Genomic DNA, 17365 nt, shown 5'->3' on the forward strand with positions numbered 1-17365 from the left:
AGTAGGGTTTACGCTGTTGATATTGTCGTTTATTAAAATTCTCAAACCCGGATTTAGTGCGGAATGGCTTCGCAAGATTTCGTTCGGGTTCTTGATCGGGTTCTTTTTAGCTCATACGGCAGGTTTGATTATGCGCTGGTATATCGCGGGTCATGCTCCGTGGTCAAACGGATATGAATCGATGATCTATATCGGATGGGCGAGTGTGTTAGCCGGATTTATCTTTTCTCGTAAATCGTTAATGACGATGGCGGCTACATCGATCATGACAGGATTAATCCTTTTTGTCGCCCATCTAAACTGGATGGATCCTCAGGTGACCAATCTGGTTCCGGTACTCCAATCGTACTGGCTGGCTATCCACGTTGCTATGATTACGGCGAGTTACGGGTTCTTGGGTCTGGGTGCATTGTTGGGGATGATTACCCTCATCCTCTTTATTCTCAAAAAACCGCATAATCAAGATCGCCTGAACCTTGCGATCAAAGAACTCAACGCAATTAACGAGATGAGTTTGATTTTCGGTTTGGTTCTTTTGACTGTCGGAAATTTCCTCGGAGGCGTTTGGGCGAATGAGAGCTGGGGACGCTATTGGGGATGGGACCCGAAAGAGACATGGGCATTGGTAACGATTCTGGTTTATGCAGTTGTTATCCATATTCGGTTTATCAAAGGTCTTTATACCGATTATGCCTACAGCGTCATCTCTTTGTTGGCGTTTACTTCGGTATTGATGACCTACTTCGGAGTCAACTATTATCTCGCCGGTATGCACTCGTATGCCAAAGGCGATCCAGTGCCGGTACCGGATTTCGTTCCTTGGACATACGCGGTGATCTTCATCGTGATTGCCATGGCCTACCCAAAGCGGGTCACAAAATAGTATGACTGAAGCGTTAAAAGAACTTTTTAGCGCCTATAAAAATCTCCCTGTCGGGGTGATTTTTTTTAAACAACAACAGCTCTTCTTCGTAAACGATCATCTCCGAAATATTCTTACTTTAGGAAACATTCCCGGTGATGACGTTATTCAGATTATCGGCAGTATGCTCAGTTTGGAAAATCCTTCCCACCTCTCAATGTATGACTATTTATCGGAAAACGATTTCTTTTGGTATCGCGATCGTATTATGCAGATTGAGCGTTCCGAACGTGATGATATAACCGTTTTTGTCATAGTACGGCTCAATGATAAATCGATCGATGCCGTGGATTCAGCGCACTCGCTGCGCCAACTGAGAGAGAAAACACATCTGGCTCCGAGTGATGCAGAATCTCAGGACATTTATCTCTTATTGAAGCAGACTCTGGGTATGTATGAAGAAGTTAAGATCCCTTCGATTGTTTTGTACAAAGGGATCCCGATCAAAGGCTATGCCCTTATCCGAATGATTGATAAAGAATGTATTACGCTTGAAGTCGACAAAAAGCAGCTTATAGCAGCCCATAACGGTGCAGAGTGGTTATTTGGCTTTAAACGAAATGCCATGATAGCGGCAACGCTAACGCATTACGATTTATCAATCGGTACCGTCACTCTAAATAACCTGCACGTCATAACTCGTGCATTTCATCAGCGAAACGTTATACGATATCATGCCAATGATCAGGACACTATGGTTGTGACTGTCGACAAAAAACGGTTTCAATTGCCGCTGCGGGATGTATCGGAGAGGGCAATAGCGATAGAGACCGGTGATTCCGAGAGTTTGATCGCATTATCGCACTTGGAAGGTAAAACGATTACAGCGCATCTTTCATTGGGTTCAAAACATATATCGGTGATGGTGACATGGCTTTATACGGTGGCATTGGCAAATGAAGAGAAGCTGATGAAATCGGCCTTCCAAATCACCTATGACACCCCAAATGGATCTCTTTTACAAGAGTGGCTCAACGCGCAACAACTCTCTTTGATCAAAGAAGTGCATAATTTTGTACAGATGCTTCCGCCTCCAGCGACAGAATCTGCCGCTGAGTGGGTCATCTAGCATTTAACGTTTGGCTAAACGTGAATGCAATGTATCCAGATCGCGGGTGCTTTCAGTATCCAGTACGATGGCGGATACGGACACGACTATATTAATCTCTTTTAACCAATCCGCATAAAACTCATCCACTAACGGCTTTTGATTATCTTTTCGGAAAATTATAAAATCATCCCCCTGAAATCGGATAATCGGCAAATTCGGATAACGTTCTTGAATCATTTGAGCATAACGCTTGAGTAGATTATCCCCCTCTGCCCATCCGTACACTTTGTTAAAATGGCCGATATTTCCGAGATTGATGAGCCACATTTGCCGATATTGTCCAAAGTCGGGTTCAAAAAAGAGAAAATTGAGATAGGCAGGGGTGTATGCACCTGTTAGGGAATCTTTGTAAAAATACGAAAAGCGCTCCATTTCCAGCGGTGTGGTAGGGCGCTGGGAATGGCTGCTTTCCAGAGATACATTCGCAAGTGCAATCATCGTCGCATCGATGATATCGGAACGGAATTTAGTCCCTTTTAGGGAAGAGAGTTCTTCCAATGCTTCTTTTAAAGATTTTCTCCCTTTATAAATACGGGTAGTTGTCATAGCGTCAAAACAATCGGCTACTGCCATTATTTGTGAAAGCAGAGGGATAGCGTCTCCGGAAATTTTATTCGGATACCCGCTTCCGTCAAGCCTTTCGTGGTGATATTGGATAATTTCTGCGATAGAAGAAAAGATATCTACCCGTTTCAAAAGGGTATATCCGGCATTAACGTGCTCTTCGATCAGGACCCGCTCGATAGGTTCCAGTGCTCCGGGTTTTAATAAAATAGAATCGGGGATCGCAACTTTACCGATATCATGCAGCGCACCTGCACGGAACAGCTCCTCTTGATGCGCAGCAGAGAGCCCCATTTGTGCTGCAATAAGCCGTGAATACTCTCCGACACGTTTTCCGTGCCCAGCAGTATAGTTATCTCTTTGTTCGATAAGCGATACAAGCGAAAAAAGATTTTGTTCGTAAAGATTTATTTTTTCCTGAGTATGCAAATAGGAAAATCGATATCCCCATCTAAAACTCATCATCCCTAATATCCATACCAAGAGCAAAATGATGATAGTAGAGATAAGCCCTTTAAAAAATATATCATCATACCGGCCCATCGGTAGGGTAATTGTTAATGCCCCTCTAATATCTCCGATTCGGTATCCTTGTTCAGCATGACATTTCATACACTCTTCTTTAACAAAGAAAGGGGTCATATAACTAAGGAACTTTTGGTTGTTAACGGTATGAAATTCATACACGTCCTGTTTGGTTTTGAGGAGGGTTTGAAGCGACTTGTTTTCCCATGTATCCGGAGCATTTTTAGGATTGATGAACTTATCGCTGGATAAATGACTTTTGATACCGTATAGGGAACTGTATTGTTCGGTCATCTGACGCAGGGCATAAGCAGGATTGATGAGCGTTAATTGCAGTCCGGATGTGGTATTGAGATCACGATTTGTGACTTTGAGATAGGGGTTAGGTTGTGTCTCTTCGGTGATGGGGACATACACACCGCCGTGCGTTGCAACCCATTTGCGATAGGCAATGTCTTTATTGGTACTGGTTTTCGCTTCAAGCAGTGCAAGCTCTTGGACTTGCTGATATCGTTGGTAGGTTAAGTACACGATCATCAGAGCAATAAAAAAGGTCCATATTACACCGATTACGATAAATATTTTGGAAAGCTGTTCTTCTTGTGATTTCATGTCACCTTTCCAAAAGATAAAAATATTTATATTAATGATATCGGCAGTTTATATAAAACAGTTTAAATAATGCACTTTTGATGATATTTATCGGGTATTGTCTATATTTTGATCTTTTCGCAACCCATCTGTATCGTAAATTGGTATAGAATTGTATTGAGTTAAACTCTCCCGAAAGAGTAGTGTATAAAAAATGCAATTTACAATGATATTGATTTACTAACTTTTATGATTGAGGAAGAAGACTATGGCAACGATGGACAATGTATGTGATATTATTATTTTTGGCGGACACGGGGATCTTTCATTTCGAAAATTGATTCCGGCACTGTATCATCTGAGCAATGACGGTTATCTCTCGATTGAGAGCCGAATCGTTATTGTAACGCGTCAGCATATGAGCGATGAAGAGCATGAAGCATTGCTGAGAACCAAATTAGATGAATTTTTAGGAGCGGGAGCATTTATCGAATCGAAGTTTGAGCGTTTCCTCTCACAGCTTCATATGGTAACCATCAGTTTTGATGAGGAAGAGAGCTACTCAGGTCTTAAAACACTTCTGGATACGTATCCGGATCGTGAACGGGTCAATTATCTCTCTACGGCTCCCGATTTTTTTGCAACGATCTGTAAAATGCTCAAAACGTGGGATCTCATTTCACCGCAAAGCCGCGTTGTACTTGAAAAGCCGATCGGAAGAGACCTTATCTCTTCACGGGCAATCAATGTCGAGGTATTGAAATATTTTGAGGAGAGACAGATCTACCGTATTGATCACTATCTGGGCAAAGATACGGTTCAAAATATTATGGCACTGCGTTTTTCGAACCGATTTTTTATGCCGTTATGGGATGCAAACAACATCGACCACGTTCAGATTACCGTTTCAGAGAGTGTCGGAGTTGAGGGGCGATGGGGATATTACGATGAGTACGGTGCGATGCGCGATATGATCCAAAACCACCTGATGCAGCTGCTGTGTCTGATAGCGATGGAGCCGCCGTGTTCGTTGGAAGCCGACAGTGTGCGTGATGAGAAGGTGAAAGTGCTCCGTTCTCTGAGATCGATGAGCCCTGCGGATATTGAGAAAAAAACAGTACGTGCACAGTACACTCCGGGTTCGATTGACGGCAAATTGGTACCGGGATACCGGGAGGGGACGGGAATGGCTGAAAGTACTACCGAAACCTTTGCCGCTATTCGTGTCGATATCGATAACTGGCGATGGCACGGCGTCCCGTTTTATCTTCGAAGCGGCAAACGGATGTCTAAGCGAAACTCGGAAATCGTGATTCAGTTCAAGAGTATCCCATACTCTATTTTTGCCAACAAAGGGAGCTGCATCTCTCAAAACAAATTGGTGATATCACTCCAGCCCAAAGAGAGTATCCAACTCAAACTGATGAATAAAATCCCTGGATTGAGTGATCAAATGCGTCTTCAACAGGTTGAGTTGGAACTGAACTCACCGATCAACGAAGCACGGAAACCCGAAGCCTATGAGCGGCTTCTTCTCGATGTCATCCGATCCAATCCGACCCTTTTTATGCGGTTGGACGAAGTGGAAGCGGCATGGAAGTGGGCAGACGTGATATTGCAGGGTTGGGCAGACAATGTTGTCCCGATGAAAAACTATCAAGCTGGTACCGACGGCCCGAGTGCATCGATTCAGCTGGTGGTGCAAGACGGGGTGAACTGGAATGGCGAATAATCACCCCTTTGCTCATTCGGATGAATTGCTCAGCGCCTTGTGCGCAGCGATCATTGCCGATTTGGAACAGGCGATTTCAGAAAATGGGAGTGCGGTACTGCTCGTATCCGGCGGAAGCACCCCAAAACCATTGTTTAAGCGTCTTAGCGAGACACCTATCGCATGGGAAAATGTCCGTATCGGCTTGTGTGATGAGCGATGGGTGAATCCTGAACACATTGACAGCAATGAAAAGTTGGTTCGGGATGTGTTACTTCAGGCTTATGCTTCAAAAGCCCGTTTTGTAGGATTGTATTGCGCCGGTCTAAATGCGGATGAAGCACAGAATGAATGCTCCCAGAGGGTTAAAAGCCAGTTGTGGCCTATCGACGTGTGCGTTTTGGGAATGGGAGACGACGCCCATACCGCATCGTTATTTCCCCATAATTCCAAGCTTTCGGAAGGTTTGGATGAGAACAATAAAAGTCTGTGCATCTCGATAACACCGCAAACGGCTCCCAATCCGAGAATGAGTTTAACCTTTTCCGCTATTATAAGTGCACGCCATCTCTATCTCCACTTCGAAGGGGAGCAAAAACGTTTGGTTTTTGAAGAAGCATTGCGTGGAAACGATGCACTAGCGATGCCGATCCGCGCATTTTTGCATCAAAAGATTAAAGAAATAGAGGTCTATTATGCATGAAGTAATCCGAACCGTCACTGACCGAATCATTGAACGCTCTGCACACACGCGAGCTCTTTATCTTGAACGCATAAAAGCCGCATCGGTGCACGGCGTCAACCGTCAGCGTTTGGGGTGCAGCAATCTTGCCCATGCGATGGCTCCGATGGATGAGAGAGAGAAAGATTCGCTGTCCCATATGTCTCAGCCCAATATCGCGATCGTCACTGCCTATAACGATATGCTCTCTGCGCATGAACCGTACAAACTCTATCCGTCATTGATCAAACGGACATTGATGGAATCGGGTGCTACCGCACAGGTGGCCGGAGGAGTTCCGGCTATGTGCGATGGGGTAACGCAGTCACAGCCGGGAATGGAACTGAGTCTTTTCAGCCGTGATAATATTGCTATGGGGACAGCGATAGCCCTTTCTCATAACGTCTATGACGGGGCATTGTATCTGGGGATATGCGATAAAATCGTTCCGGGATTGATGATAGGTGCATTGGCATTCGGTCATCTTCCCGCACTTTTTGTTCCGGCAGGTCCGATGCCATCGGGGATCAGTAATGCGGAAAAAGCGAAAATCCGTCAAGGCTATGCCATAGGGGCCGTAAGTGAAGATGCGCTGCTCAAAGCGGAAGCTGCATCGTATCACAGCAGCGGTACGTGTACGTTTTACGGTACCGCAAACTCGAACCAGATGCTTCTTGAGATGATGGGTCTTCAACTCCCAAACAGCTCTTTTGTCAATACCAACACCCCTTTGCGCGAGGCACTTACCCAAAAAGCGGCCAGAACGATTCTTACCCTGATCGAAGGGCGCGGCGAGTACAAACCGATCGGAAATATAGTCGACGAACGGAGTTTTGTCAACGCGATCGTCGGGCTGATGGCAACGGGGGGATCCACCAATCATACGATTCATCTGATTGCTATGGCCAAAGCGGCGGGAATAAGTCTCAATTGGGACGATTTTGATGCAATATCGAAAGTGACCCCGCTGCTGTGCCGTATGTATCCCAACGGTCAGGCTGATGTCAACCATTTCCGTGATGCAGGTGGGATGAGCGTCGTTATTGCACAGCTTTTAGAGGGGGGACTTGTCCATCCGGATGTGGAAACGGTAGTCGGCAGAGGACTGGAACGTTACATGGTGGAACCCACAATTACTGACGGTGTATTCGGATTTATGTCAGGGGCGCGTTTGTCGCGTAATAGCGGGGTTATTGCATCGATTTCAGAGCCCTTTAGCCCTGAGGGGGGATTGAAGCTCCTTTGCGGCAATCTGGGGCGTAGTGTCATCAAAACTTCTGCACTTAAACCCGATGGATACATGATTGAAGCCGATGCTCTTGTATTTGAATCCCAAGAAGAACTTCAAAGTGCGTTCAAACGCGGAGAACTGGATCACGATTTTATCGCAGTTGTTCGTTATCAGGGACCAAAGGCGAACGGGATGCCTGAACTTCACGGCCTGATGCCTCCGTTGGGTCTTTTGCAAGATCGCGGATTCAAAGTAGCCATTGTGACGGATGGACGGATGTCTGGGGCTTCGGGAAAAGTCCCTTCGGCGATCCACCTGATACCCGAAGCAGCGGATGGCGGAATCCTGGCCAAAGTGATGAGCGGTGATCGTTTGCGGCTCGACGTCGAAAACGGTTCGCTGGAGTTATTGGTTTCTGCGGAAGAGCTGGAAGCACGTGCTATCATTCCACCTGATCTAAGCGGTAATCGGCACGGTTTCGGACGTGAATTATTCAGTACCATCCGTGCTTCGGTCTCATGTGCGGAAGAGGGCGGTTCCATTTTTGATATCGTCGGCAAGGAGAGAGGATGAATCCGCGTGACATTATGGGGATTTCCCCGATAGTTCCGGTAATTGCACTAGAGCGGGCAGAAGATGCCTTGCCGCTTGCGGATGCATTGATGGAAGGGGGGATTTTCATCATGGAGATCACCCTTCGCACCGGTGCGGGACTTGCCGCGATTTCAGCGATTGCTGCCGAGCGTCCGCAGATGCATGTCGGTGCAGGAACTGTGTTGAACCGTGTATCCTTTGCTCAGGCGGTCGAACATGGGGCACAGTTCGTTTTCAGCCCAGGTATCAGCGAAGAGCTGATGCAGAGTGCACGGGAGATGAATACTCCGTTTATCCCCGGTGTTGCCACCGCATCCGAGGTAATGATGGCCTCTAACGGCGGATTCGAGCAGTGTAAACTTTTCCCTGCCACGGTTGCCGGAGGAATAGAAGCACTAAAAGCGTTTGCAGGACCGTTTGGTTCAATGCAGTTTTGCCCGACGGGCGGTGTTAACGGGGAGAATTTTACCGATTTTTTAAAGCTCGGCAACGTATTATGTGTCGGAGGGAGCTGGATTGTCCCTAAAGATGCCATAGCACAAAAGAATTTTCAATCGATCACGAACCTATGCAAAGAGGCATTCGACCGGTTAAAATAAGACGCAGCAGAGAACGGAGAAACAGAAGATAAATGAATGATGATACAACCTACGCTTCCCTAGAGAAGCATTTTTATACGATCAAGAAGATCATATTATCCCGCCAAGACCCGATTACGGGTTTGTTGCCGGCGAGTACCGCAGTCAATGCCCACGGCGATTATACCGATGCATGGGTGAGGGATAATGTCTACAGTATCCTCAGCGTATGGGGGCTGGCTATCTCGTATCGTACATACTATCCTGAACATTATCGCAGTTATGTCTTAAGCCAGAGTGTCGTCAAGCTGATGCGCGGTTTGCTCATGGCAATGATGCGCCAATCCAACCATGTCGAAGCATTCAAATATTCGCTCAATCCGATTGATGCACTGCATGCGAAGTACGGTACCCACACAGGATTGCCGGTGGTCGGAGATGATGAATGGGGACACCTACAGCTCGATGCGACCTCTCTTTTTGTATTGATGATGGCACAGATGATCGCTTCGGGATTGGAAATTATTTATACGATCGATGAGGTGAACTTTGTCCAAAATCTCGTCCATTACATCAGCCGTACCTACTGTACTCCCGATTACGGAATCTGGGAAAGAGGGAACAAAATCAATCACGGTGCGGCAGAGATCAACTGCAGCTCGGTAGGGATGGCGAAAGCGGCTCTTGAAGCGATTGACGGGTTTAATCTTTTTGGATCTGTGATGAGTCAGGCAGGTGTCATACATGTGGTTTCGAGTGATATCGCCCGTTCTCGCTTTACCTTGCAGGGGCTGCTTCCGCGTGAATCCAATTCCAAAGAGACCGATGCGGCACTGTTGAGCATCATCGGCTATCCCGGCTACGCGGTTGAGGATGAAAAGCTGGTTCAGCTGACGCGGGATAAGATCATCAAAAAACTCTCAGGCCGCTATGGCTGCAAGCGGTTTTTACTTGATGGTCACCAAAGCGCCGTCGAAGATGTCTCCAGACTCTATTACGAGCCTGCAGAGCTGCGCGAATTTGAACACATTGAGTCGGAGTGGCCTCTGTTTTTCACCTATCTGCTTCTCGATGCACTGATGCGTGAAAATCACGACGAAGCGAGAGAGTGGCGTGAACGGCTTGCGCCATTGTTTGTCGAACACGATGGAGAAATGCTTTTACCGGAGCTCTATATCGTCCCGAAAGAACGGATCGCCGATGAAAAGCTCAACCCCGGCTCTCAGGTACGGTATGCAAATGAAAATGTCCCGTTGGTATGGGCGCAGAGTTTGTATATCCTCTCCGATATGATTTTCGACGGATTGCTGCATCCGAGCGATATCGATCCTCTGCGCCGATCCAAACGGATAGGGCATAAACGAGAAATCCACCCGATGGTGGCAATACTGGCTGAAAATGATTCTATTAAAGAAAAACTCTCACAGTATGGAGTCCAAAGCGAAACCCCCGAGGAGTTACGACCGCTTCGTATCATGCACGCATCGCTCCTCTCAGAGGTACATACCCTGCTTGGGATAAATGAGAAACTCGGATTAAGCGGCCGCCCTTTTGCCGTCATGCGGGTAATCGCAACGTCACGGGTTCATGATATTGAGAAAGAAGAGATCGTTTTTCTCCCGTATTATTTCAATCCGCAGGGTTTTTATTTTAGTTACGACAACAAACTGCTGGTGGAGCATTTTCGCTCGACCTTGAAATTTCTTTCCAGACACTGGGATCAGCCGGGCCAGCCGATCGTCGTATTTTTGGTACGTGAAGATATGTTTGCCGAGAGTGAAAAAGATGTTGTAATAGATCTCTTGAATGCTTTGCAGAGTGGAAAATGCGATTCACTGGTGATCCAAACCGGAGAAATGAAGGAATTATTGCAGCATACGGACAGAGAACGGATCAATCATTTGAGCGGTTTTAAACCCAAAGAGATAGAGCTAAGTGCCCTCAGAAAAGAGGTTTGCTCTTCGAATGAGAATCTGAACCGTTATCATCCTCTCACAGCACAGGAACTTCAGGATTTGGAGATGCTGAACGATGACGCGTTGATCGCGGTTCTCGTGGACAGTGTGAACCCACAGCTGAAAGCCAATGCCGTCAAACTGTTATGGAGATCGAGAGGCGCTGATTTTACCGTGCAGAGCGAGGGAGAAGAGATTAGCCTCTTTAGGATTGCCGAGCGTTTATACGAATCGGCGGCGATCTGTCATGACTGGGCGGTAGTCCGTCGTATGGCCGATTTGATCGGAACCTACGATGATCGTATGGAAGATGCGCTGCTTGACATCGTTATCCGTCAAAAACGTCTCGCTGTTGGGCGCGCGTACAATGAAAATGCGACCTTCTCAAAACCGCACGAAAGTACGGCAATTACCAAAATTATTGCCGAATTTTGCGGAAACAATCCCGCTGAGAGGGTATTGACACAGGAGATACTGCTGCATCTAGGGCATCTTATCCGGAGTGAACCGGAGCTGTTTACCAATATGATAACGTTGCGTACCTGGTATTTTGTCCAGCTTCTTGTCGGTCAGATTACACGTGAATTCAGGATCTCTATGGGGGATGCGTATGAGCTTTTGATCTCTTTGGCACCGCATGACATTTATGAGCGGCTGCGCAGAATATTGAATGCATTTACAATCGAAGTGACTCAATTAATCGATCAGGAAAATCTCCAAGTCTCAGGTGCGGTGAGTTTGGACACTTTAGGAGAGATTAGTATTGATATGCAGGGGCATGATGTAGAGGATTGGGGTCACTGGCGCGAGCAGATGGGGATGATAGGTAAGCTTACCCCGAAGTTTTACAAGAACATCTGGCATCTGTTACAGCAATGCAACGGCCTCGTTATCGGGGATAAATACAGTATCCAAAGCCGTATCGGTGCAGAGCTTACCCTCGAATCAACCGCAGGCGAACACAATTTTGCCTTGTGTGTCGATACCCTGCTGCAAAGTATCCATGCTCCCGATTATCGTCAGCTCAATATGGAAGCAATCGAAAGCCTCTCGAGAATTTTGCATGAGAGTCCGGAACTCCGAGTTGAGAACGATTTGATCTTGGACGTTTTGATCGGACATGCGGTTAGAATATCATGGGAGAAGGTACACGGGCTGGAAAATTACGATGAACAGCGTGCGGAAGCGTGGCATGCGTTTTACAAACTTTCCCCTAGAGAAACCGATAAAGCTTTTATCGAAGCGTTTGTCTATTTGCTCACTCCCGATCATTCTCACGAAAACAACAGCTAAAGGGGACACATGATATTAGCAGGGGATATCGGCGGTACCAAAACGAATCTGGCACTGTTTGAGATGGTCGAAGGTACGCCGCAGATACGGGTAGCTCAGCAGTATGAGAGCCGTGCTTTTTCAAGTCTGAACGACGTTCTTGCGGCATTTAAAGCGGATATTGCGGAATGGACGATAGATGCGGCGTGTTTCGGGATCGCAGGGCCGGTAATCGCCGGAAACTGCCGAACGACAAACCTGCCATGGGATATAACAACCTCCGATCTGCAAACACAGCTCGGCACCGACAAAGTCCGTCTCCTCAACGATCTCGAAGCAACGGCGTACGGGATGCTCTATCTGAGCGAAGAAGAGTTCGTGACACTGAATACGGGAAATACAGTAGATGCCAACCGTGCCGTGATCGCCGCAGGTACGGGTCTTGGGGAAGCAATGCTGTTTTGGGACGGAGCAGGGCACTATCCCGTCGGTTCGGAGGGGGGACACACCGATTTTGCCCCTATGAACGAGCAGCACGATGATTTATTGCGATGGCTGCGTATCCGCTATCCGAGTCATGTCAGTATTGAACGGATTTTATCGGGTCCGGGAGTTGCCGCGATTTATGATTTTTTGGCTGAGAGCGGTTTTGCACCGGAGCCTGAGGCGATGATCGGTATTTCGGAGAGAGAAGACCGCAGTGCGATCATCAGTAAATGCGCATTGGAAGAGAACGATCGCTTATGTGTTGAGACCTTGCGGCTGTTTGTCGAAATCTACGGTTCGGAAGCGGGAAATCTGGCACTGAAAACGATGTCGCTGGGCGGTGTTTATATCGGCGGAGGGATTGCCCCTAAAATTTTGCCTGTAATGGTGAGCGGTACGTTTATGGAAGCGTTTGTGAAAAAAGGGCGTTTTGAAATGCTCCTTCGCAGTATGCCGGTAAAAATTTCGCTTAACGCTGAGACGGCTCTCTTGGGAGCCGCCCATTTTGCCGTGGACAGGCTTTAAGAAGGGTTTATTTAAACCACCCTTTGACTTTTTCAAATGCCGACTCAAAGAGGCTTTCATGCGGTTTTGATTCGATGCCGAAACTCTCTTGGAGTTTTTGGAGCAGCTCTTCTTGCTCGGAGCTTAGACGGTTCGGGTAGGTGAGGTGGATTTGAGCGATCAAATCCCCTTTACCGCGACCATGCACATCCGATATCCCCTCACCGCGGAAACGGTACTGCTGTCCGTCTTTGGTTCCCGTTTCGAGTTCGAGTGTCACTTCACCGTTGAGTGATGGGATCGTAATATCCTCACCTAAAACTGCTTGGGTAAAGAATACCGGAACTTCGAGATAGATATCATTTCCGTTACGGATAAAGTGGCTGTCCTCTTCTACTTCAAACGTGACATACAAATCACCTCTTACACCGCTTTTGCCGGTATTCCCACGTCCTGAGACACGAAGACGGTTGCCGGTATCGATACCCGCAGGGACTTTGATCGTGACGCTCTCTTTGGTCTCGGTGTAGCTTTTGCCTTTACAATCGCCGCATTTCTCACTCGCCATCGTCCCCTCGCCGTGACAAGCCGGGCAGGTTTGGGAGAAGGTCATGAACCCTTGGCGTACATACACTTGTCCTTTGCCGCCGCATTGGCTACAAGTAGTTACTTTGCCCTCTTTGGCTCCGGTTCCTTTACAGGTTTTACACGACGTTTTAGTGGTAAATGTCACCTCTTTTTCGCATCCGAATACCGCTTCTTTAAAGCTGACGCGCATCTCGACACCCATATCGAGAGGGAATTTATCACTTGGGGCACGGGACTGTCTGCGTCCGCCGCCGCCGCCGAAACCGTTGAACATCTCCTCGAAAATACTGCCTAAATCATCAAACCCGCCGCTGCTTCTGCGACCGCCTCCGCCTTGCAGACCCTCTTTACCGTAACGGTCATAGATCGAGCGCTGTTGATCGTCGCTGAGGACTTGATACGCTTCATTACAGAGTTTAAACTTATGTTCCGCCGTTTCGTCACCCGGATTGCGGTCCGGATGGTAGAGTTTCGCCATTTTTCGGTAGGCTTTTTTGATCTCGTCACCGTTTGCACTTTTGCTAACTTCTAAAATTTCATAATAACTCAGATTTTCCACGCATAGACTCCGAAAACATATTTTCGCGCAATTATACCATGTCAAAAAGAGTGTTAGCTTAATTGAGTCGTATAGACTAAAGATGAAACTGTGTTACTAAAAGATGTGATAAAAGTAAATAGTGTAAGTTGTTATATTAGCTATAATAAGATAGAATTTAATAAATAAACTCAATATTTTCTATGGAAAGTAGAAGAATGCCCAATTTAAATCTCAAAAACTTTGCCAAAATTGCTGATAGTGATTTCGATATCAATGATATAACTGTATTTGCAGGAAAACCTGGGACTGGTAAAAGTTATATTATGAAAGTGTTATATGCAATTGATGAAACACCTAGTAAATTAAAATCTGAACATGAATATGCAAATGAAAAAATAGATTATATAATTAAAAAACATGGAAAGATTCAAGATCTTAAAGTAGAAAAATTAACACCAAAAGAACTTAATGAACTTGCGAATCTTATACTTGAAATGCAAAAATTAGATGCTTTAAAGATGAAGGCAGATAAAAATTTCACTCAAGTATATAAAAATATTTTAGTATCAATATTTGATAATTTAAATCAAATTTCAAGTACTTTTTCGATCAGTCATGAAAACTTGAACTTAAAATATTCAAAAAATATTTTAAGAATTGAAGCTAAAGACAGCAAAAATGAAATCATGGATAACGTAGTTTTTGTAGAGACACCTTTAATTTTAGAGTTTAAAAAATTTATGAATAGAGAAGAAGGTAAAACACCTTATCACATCGAGTCATTGCTGAAAATATTAGATAAAGACTATTCGTTTACAGATGAGGAACAAGACGAATTTATAAAATCGTTTGTATCTAAATCGAAAGAAATTATTAAAGGTAGTATCGAGGATAGTGGAGATAGTTTTATATTCAAAACCAATGATAAAAACTATGACATAGTGAATGCATCCTCAGGAATTAAAAGTATAGGATTGCTGCAATATCTTGTTACAAATAAAGCGCTTAAAAAAGGTTCTAGCTTATACTGGGAAGAACCAGAAGTTCATCTTCATCCTACATGGCAGTTGAAAATGGTAGAGTTGTTTATAGAGCTTATGAATGCAGGGGTAAAAATTGTATTCTCTACCCATAGCCCATATATGGCTGATTATCTTAATGCATTATCAAAAAAGAAAGAGCTTAGAGAACGCATTTCATTCAACCTTTTGAACGAAACAAATGGTGTCGTTTCAAATACAATTTTAGACGGTACGAACTGGTCACAACTGCGTGAAGAGTTACTAGAACCTTTAGAGGAAATAATGTGGGAATACCTCTAAGCTCTTTAAGTGAAGGGTGTTGTGAGGAATTAAACTCGCTTCCTACCGTCAAATTAGATGAATATAAGCCTGATAAAAGTATGTCTTCCGTTGACAACGTTGTGGAATGTGAAGATAAATACATTTTCATAGAAGAAAAAAGTTTTTTGCTTGATTATTATAGATTGGCAGGAAAAAAATGCGACCAACATTTTCATCCAATCAATGGTGAAATTTCGGATGATTTTTTAACAGGCATTTCTCACTTGGAAAAATCAGAAAAAAAAGAACTTATGTATAAGGCTTGTTTTGATAAAGCACTGTCTCATGATGATAAGCTAAGAGATACAATGACTATACTGTATGGTGACGACGCATTTTGTAATGTTAAAACTGCAAAATCAATTACCGTGTATTTATACTGCAAAGGCATTAGTTTAGCAGAAGATGAAAATATGAGTAGCTATATAAGTCTTATTTTTAGCTCTAAAATAGGTAATAAAAAATTAGTGGAATGCAATCAGCTCTCAAGATTTTTAGAAAAACAAAAGTGTAGTTAAGCTGCATATGGAGTCTGCTTCGTTATCCCCAATATAAATGCCAAGAGACATGAATGTATTTGGAACAACCTTTGCTACAATACGTCCATGAAACGTTCCCTAGAGAAATTTAACCGCCTTGTCGATGCGTTGCAACAACTTCCGACTATCGGGCAAAAATCCGCTACCCGTCTGGCGTATCATATGGTGATGAATGACAGTTTCGGTGCCCTCAAACTCGCCCATGCGATCGAAAATGCGATTACGAGCCTCAAAAAATGCCGATCGTGCGGCGGACTGAGTGAAGATGAGTTGTGCTCTATTTGCAGCGACGAACGCCGAAATCACGAAATTCTCTGTATCGTCGAAAATGCCAAAGATATTTTGACGTTTGAAGAGAATGCCCTTTTTGACGGGCGTTATTTTGTCCTCGATTCTCTCGAAGAACTCGATCTCGCACACCTGCGTGGTGTCGTGCAAAGCGGGATAAAAGAGATCATTTTTGCCCTGACCCCCTCTATCGCCAACCAAGGGGTCATGCTCTATATCGAAGACAAACTGAGCAATTGCGATGTCCGTTTCAGCCGTATCGCGCAGGGGGTTCCGACAGGGGTGAGTTTGGAAAATGTCGATATCCTCTCATTGACCAAAGCGATGGAAGACCGGGTGAGTATTTAAAGCTATCCATATAGTCCCGTTCGTGGTGAGCTTGTCGAACCATGAATGTCACCCTTCGACAAGCTCAGGGCGAACGGTCAAAGTTAACTCCCCATATATTTCTTTGTTCTACTCGTCGCCTCTGCATCGCGCGGATCATCCGGCCAGTAGTGCTTCGGATATCTCCCTTTTAGCTCTTTTTTGACATCCGCGTACGAACCGTTCCAAAACCCTACCAAATCCCGTGTTACCTGTATCGGACGGCGTGCCGGAGAGAGCAGATGAACCAGAAGAGGAATTTTTCCCTCCATGACGCTCGGATGTTCACTTAGTCCGAAAACCTCCTGAATCCGTACCGCTAAAACAATCGCTTCGGGATCGGAATAATCCAGCGGGATACTGCTTCCAGTCGGGGCGGTAAAATGGGTGGGCAATAGAGTGTCCAATCGCTTCGTCTGATCCCATGACAGATGCGATGTGAGGATCATGGAAAGATCGAGAGCCTCACACTCACGCAGTGAGCTTTGGGTGGTAAGATGGGGCAACAGCCATGTTTCGAGAGTGTTTAAGAGGGTATCGTCACTGAAATCGCCGAACGAGTGCTCATGATGGTGGAGCACTTGGAGGCGACGGAGGAGCGAGAGGGCTTTGGGCGAGGTAAAGAGTACCTGCAACCCAAGCGAGCGGATACCCTCTATGAGGGTCCGTTTTACCAATGTACTATCAGGATTAGAGAGAGGACGCGATTCGATAATAATCGCACCCAGACGTCGAACCTCTCTCGCCTCGACACGCTGAAAATCGGCGTTCCAGGTAACGCTTTGTTCGGTGACAAACAGTGCATTGCCAAAACGTTCCAAAAGATCAAACTCCAGCGGTGCACAGCGATAGATCCGTGCCATCGTTGCATCCCCGTCACTCTCTGCGATTACGAGCCACTCTTCGCCGAAGAGATCATCCTCGCGTGAGAGAAT

14 protein-coding genes are annotated in these 17365 nt (G+C 45.6%); 11 read left to right on the forward strand and 3 right to left on the reverse strand.

Annotated features, from left to right (window positions below):
* Both ccsA and PHP90_RS10790 read left to right on the forward strand, forming a co-directional pair.
* A partial coding sequence (ccsA, locus tag PHP90_RS10785) for a cytochrome c biogenesis protein CcsA (RefSeq protein WP_299929526.1) occupies positions 1–883 on the forward strand: 883 nt, incomplete at its 5' end.
* A gap of 1 nt (position 884) precedes the next feature.
* Positions 885–1991 (forward strand): hypothetical protein, encoded by a 1107-nt coding sequence (locus PHP90_RS10790; RefSeq protein WP_299929529.1) that lies wholly within the window; start codon positions 885–887, stop codon positions 1989–1991.
* Positions 1992–1994: 3 nt separating this feature from the next.
* On the opposite strand, the gene PHP90_RS10795 is transcribed toward PHP90_RS10790, so the two are convergent.
* The gene (locus PHP90_RS10795; protein ID WP_299929532.1) at positions 1995–3734 is read right to left on the reverse strand and encodes an HD domain-containing phosphohydrolase; all 1740 of its coding nucleotides are present in this window, start codon (positions 3732–3734) and stop codon (positions 1995–1997) included.
* A gap of 247 nt (positions 3735–3981) precedes the next feature.
* Here PHP90_RS10795 and zwf point away from each other — a divergent pair, with 247 nt between their 5' ends.
* Genes zwf through glk form a run of 6 tightly spaced genes read left to right on the forward strand, consistent with a single transcriptional unit; the run spans position 3982 to position 12786 of the window.
* The gene (zwf, locus tag PHP90_RS10800; RefSeq protein ID WP_299929535.1) at positions 3982–5445 is read left to right on the forward strand and encodes a glucose-6-phosphate dehydrogenase; all 1464 of its coding nucleotides are present in this window, start codon (positions 3982–3984) and stop codon (positions 5443–5445) included.
* A complete protein-coding gene (gene pgl, locus PHP90_RS10805) occupies positions 5435–6127 on the forward strand; it encodes a 6-phosphogluconolactonase (RefSeq protein ID WP_299929538.1) in 693 nt (230 codons plus the stop codon). The genes zwf and pgl overlap by 11 nt, the downstream gene beginning before the upstream one ends.
* On the forward strand, positions 6120–7949 hold the full coding sequence (gene edd, locus PHP90_RS10810; protein ID WP_299929541.1) for a phosphogluconate dehydratase: 1830 nt from the start codon (positions 6120–6122) through the stop codon (positions 7947–7949). Before pgl ends, edd begins: the two co-directional genes overlap by 8 nt.
* Positions 7946–8569 carry a bifunctional 4-hydroxy-2-oxoglutarate aldolase/2-dehydro-3-deoxy-phosphogluconate aldolase gene (eda, locus tag PHP90_RS10815; protein ID WP_299929546.1) on the forward strand — a complete coding sequence of 208 codons (624 nt, stop codon included), beginning with the start codon at positions 7946–7948 and terminating at the stop codon, positions 8567–8569. The genes edd and eda overlap by 4 nt, the downstream gene beginning before the upstream one ends.
* Before the next feature lie 32 nt (positions 8570–8601).
* Positions 8602–11796 carry a glycoside hydrolase family 15 protein gene (locus tag PHP90_RS10820; protein WP_299929549.1) on the forward strand — a complete coding sequence of 1065 codons (3195 nt, stop codon included), beginning with the start codon at positions 8602–8604 and terminating at the stop codon, positions 11794–11796.
* A gap of 9 nt (positions 11797–11805) precedes the next feature.
* Positions 11806–12786 carry a glucokinase gene (gene glk, locus PHP90_RS10825; protein ID WP_299929553.1) on the forward strand — a complete coding sequence of 327 codons (981 nt, stop codon included), beginning with the start codon at positions 11806–11808 and terminating at the stop codon, positions 12784–12786.
* 7 nt (positions 12787–12793) lie between these two features.
* On the opposite strand, the gene dnaJ is transcribed toward glk, so the two are convergent.
* The gene (gene dnaJ, locus PHP90_RS10830) at positions 12794–13912 is read right to left on the reverse strand and encodes a molecular chaperone DnaJ (protein ID WP_299929555.1); all 1119 of its coding nucleotides are present in this window, start codon (positions 13910–13912) and stop codon (positions 12794–12796) included.
* A gap of 197 nt (positions 13913–14109) precedes the next feature.
* Between dnaJ and PHP90_RS10835 the strand changes: the two genes are divergently transcribed.
* The 3 genes from PHP90_RS10835 to recR all read left to right on the forward strand — a co-directional run bounded on the left by PHP90_RS10835 (position 14110) and on the right by recR (position 16412).
* Positions 14110–15216: an AAA family ATPase gene (locus PHP90_RS10835; RefSeq protein WP_299929557.1), complete on the forward strand. Its 1107-nt coding sequence runs from the start codon at positions 14110–14112 to the stop codon at positions 15214–15216.
* Positions 15201–15755 (forward strand): hypothetical protein, encoded by a 555-nt coding sequence (locus PHP90_RS10840; RefSeq protein WP_299929559.1) that lies wholly within the window; start codon positions 15201–15203, stop codon positions 15753–15755. The genes PHP90_RS10835 and PHP90_RS10840 overlap by 16 nt, the downstream gene beginning before the upstream one ends.
* A gap of 87 nt (positions 15756–15842) precedes the next feature.
* Positions 15843–16412, forward strand: coding sequence for a recombination mediator RecR (recR, locus tag PHP90_RS10845; protein ID WP_299929562.1), 570 nt, complete (start codon positions 15843–15845; stop codon positions 16410–16412).
* Between the two features lie 83 nt (positions 16413–16495).
* On the opposite strand, the gene PHP90_RS10850 is transcribed toward recR, so the two are convergent.
* On the reverse strand, positions 16496–17365 hold an 870-nt coding region (locus tag PHP90_RS10850), incomplete at its 5' end, for an ATP-dependent helicase C-terminal domain-containing protein (protein WP_299929565.1).

The organism is Sulfuricurvum sp., assembly GCF_028712165.1.
In the GTDB taxonomy this organism is placed as follows: domain Bacteria; phylum Campylobacterota; class Campylobacteria; order Campylobacterales; family Sulfurimonadaceae; genus Sulfuricurvum.

Coding starts and splice junctions, on each gene's coding strand:
- PHP90_RS10790 (WP_299929529.1), top strand. CDS start 885: ATGACTGAAGCGTTAAAAGAACTTTTTAGCGCCTATAAAAATCTCCCT.
- PHP90_RS10795 (WP_299929532.1), bottom strand. CDS start 3,734: ATGAAATCACAAGAAGAACAGCTTTCCAAAATATTTATCGTAATCGGT.
- zwf (WP_299929535.1), top strand. CDS start 3,982: ATGGCAACGATGGACAATGTATGTGATATTATTATTTTTGGCGGACAC.
- pgl (WP_299929538.1), top strand. CDS start 5,435: ATGGCGAATAATCACCCCTTTGCTCATTCGGATGAATTGCTCAGCGCC.
- edd (WP_299929541.1), top strand. CDS start 6,120: ATGCATGAAGTAATCCGAACCGTCACTGACCGAATCATTGAACGCTCT.
- eda (WP_299929546.1), top strand. CDS start 7,946: ATGAATCCGCGTGACATTATGGGGATTTCCCCGATAGTTCCGGTAATT.
- PHP90_RS10820 (WP_299929549.1), top strand. CDS start 8,602: ATGAATGATGATACAACCTACGCTTCCCTAGAGAAGCATTTTTATACG.
- glk (WP_299929553.1), top strand. CDS start 11,806: ATGATATTAGCAGGGGATATCGGCGGTACCAAAACGAATCTGGCACTG.
- PHP90_RS10835 (WP_299929557.1), top strand. CDS start 14,110: ATGCCCAATTTAAATCTCAAAAACTTTGCCAAAATTGCTGATAGTGAT.
- recR (WP_299929562.1), top strand. CDS start 15,843: ATGAAACGTTCCCTAGAGAAATTTAACCGCCTTGTCGATGCGTTGCAA.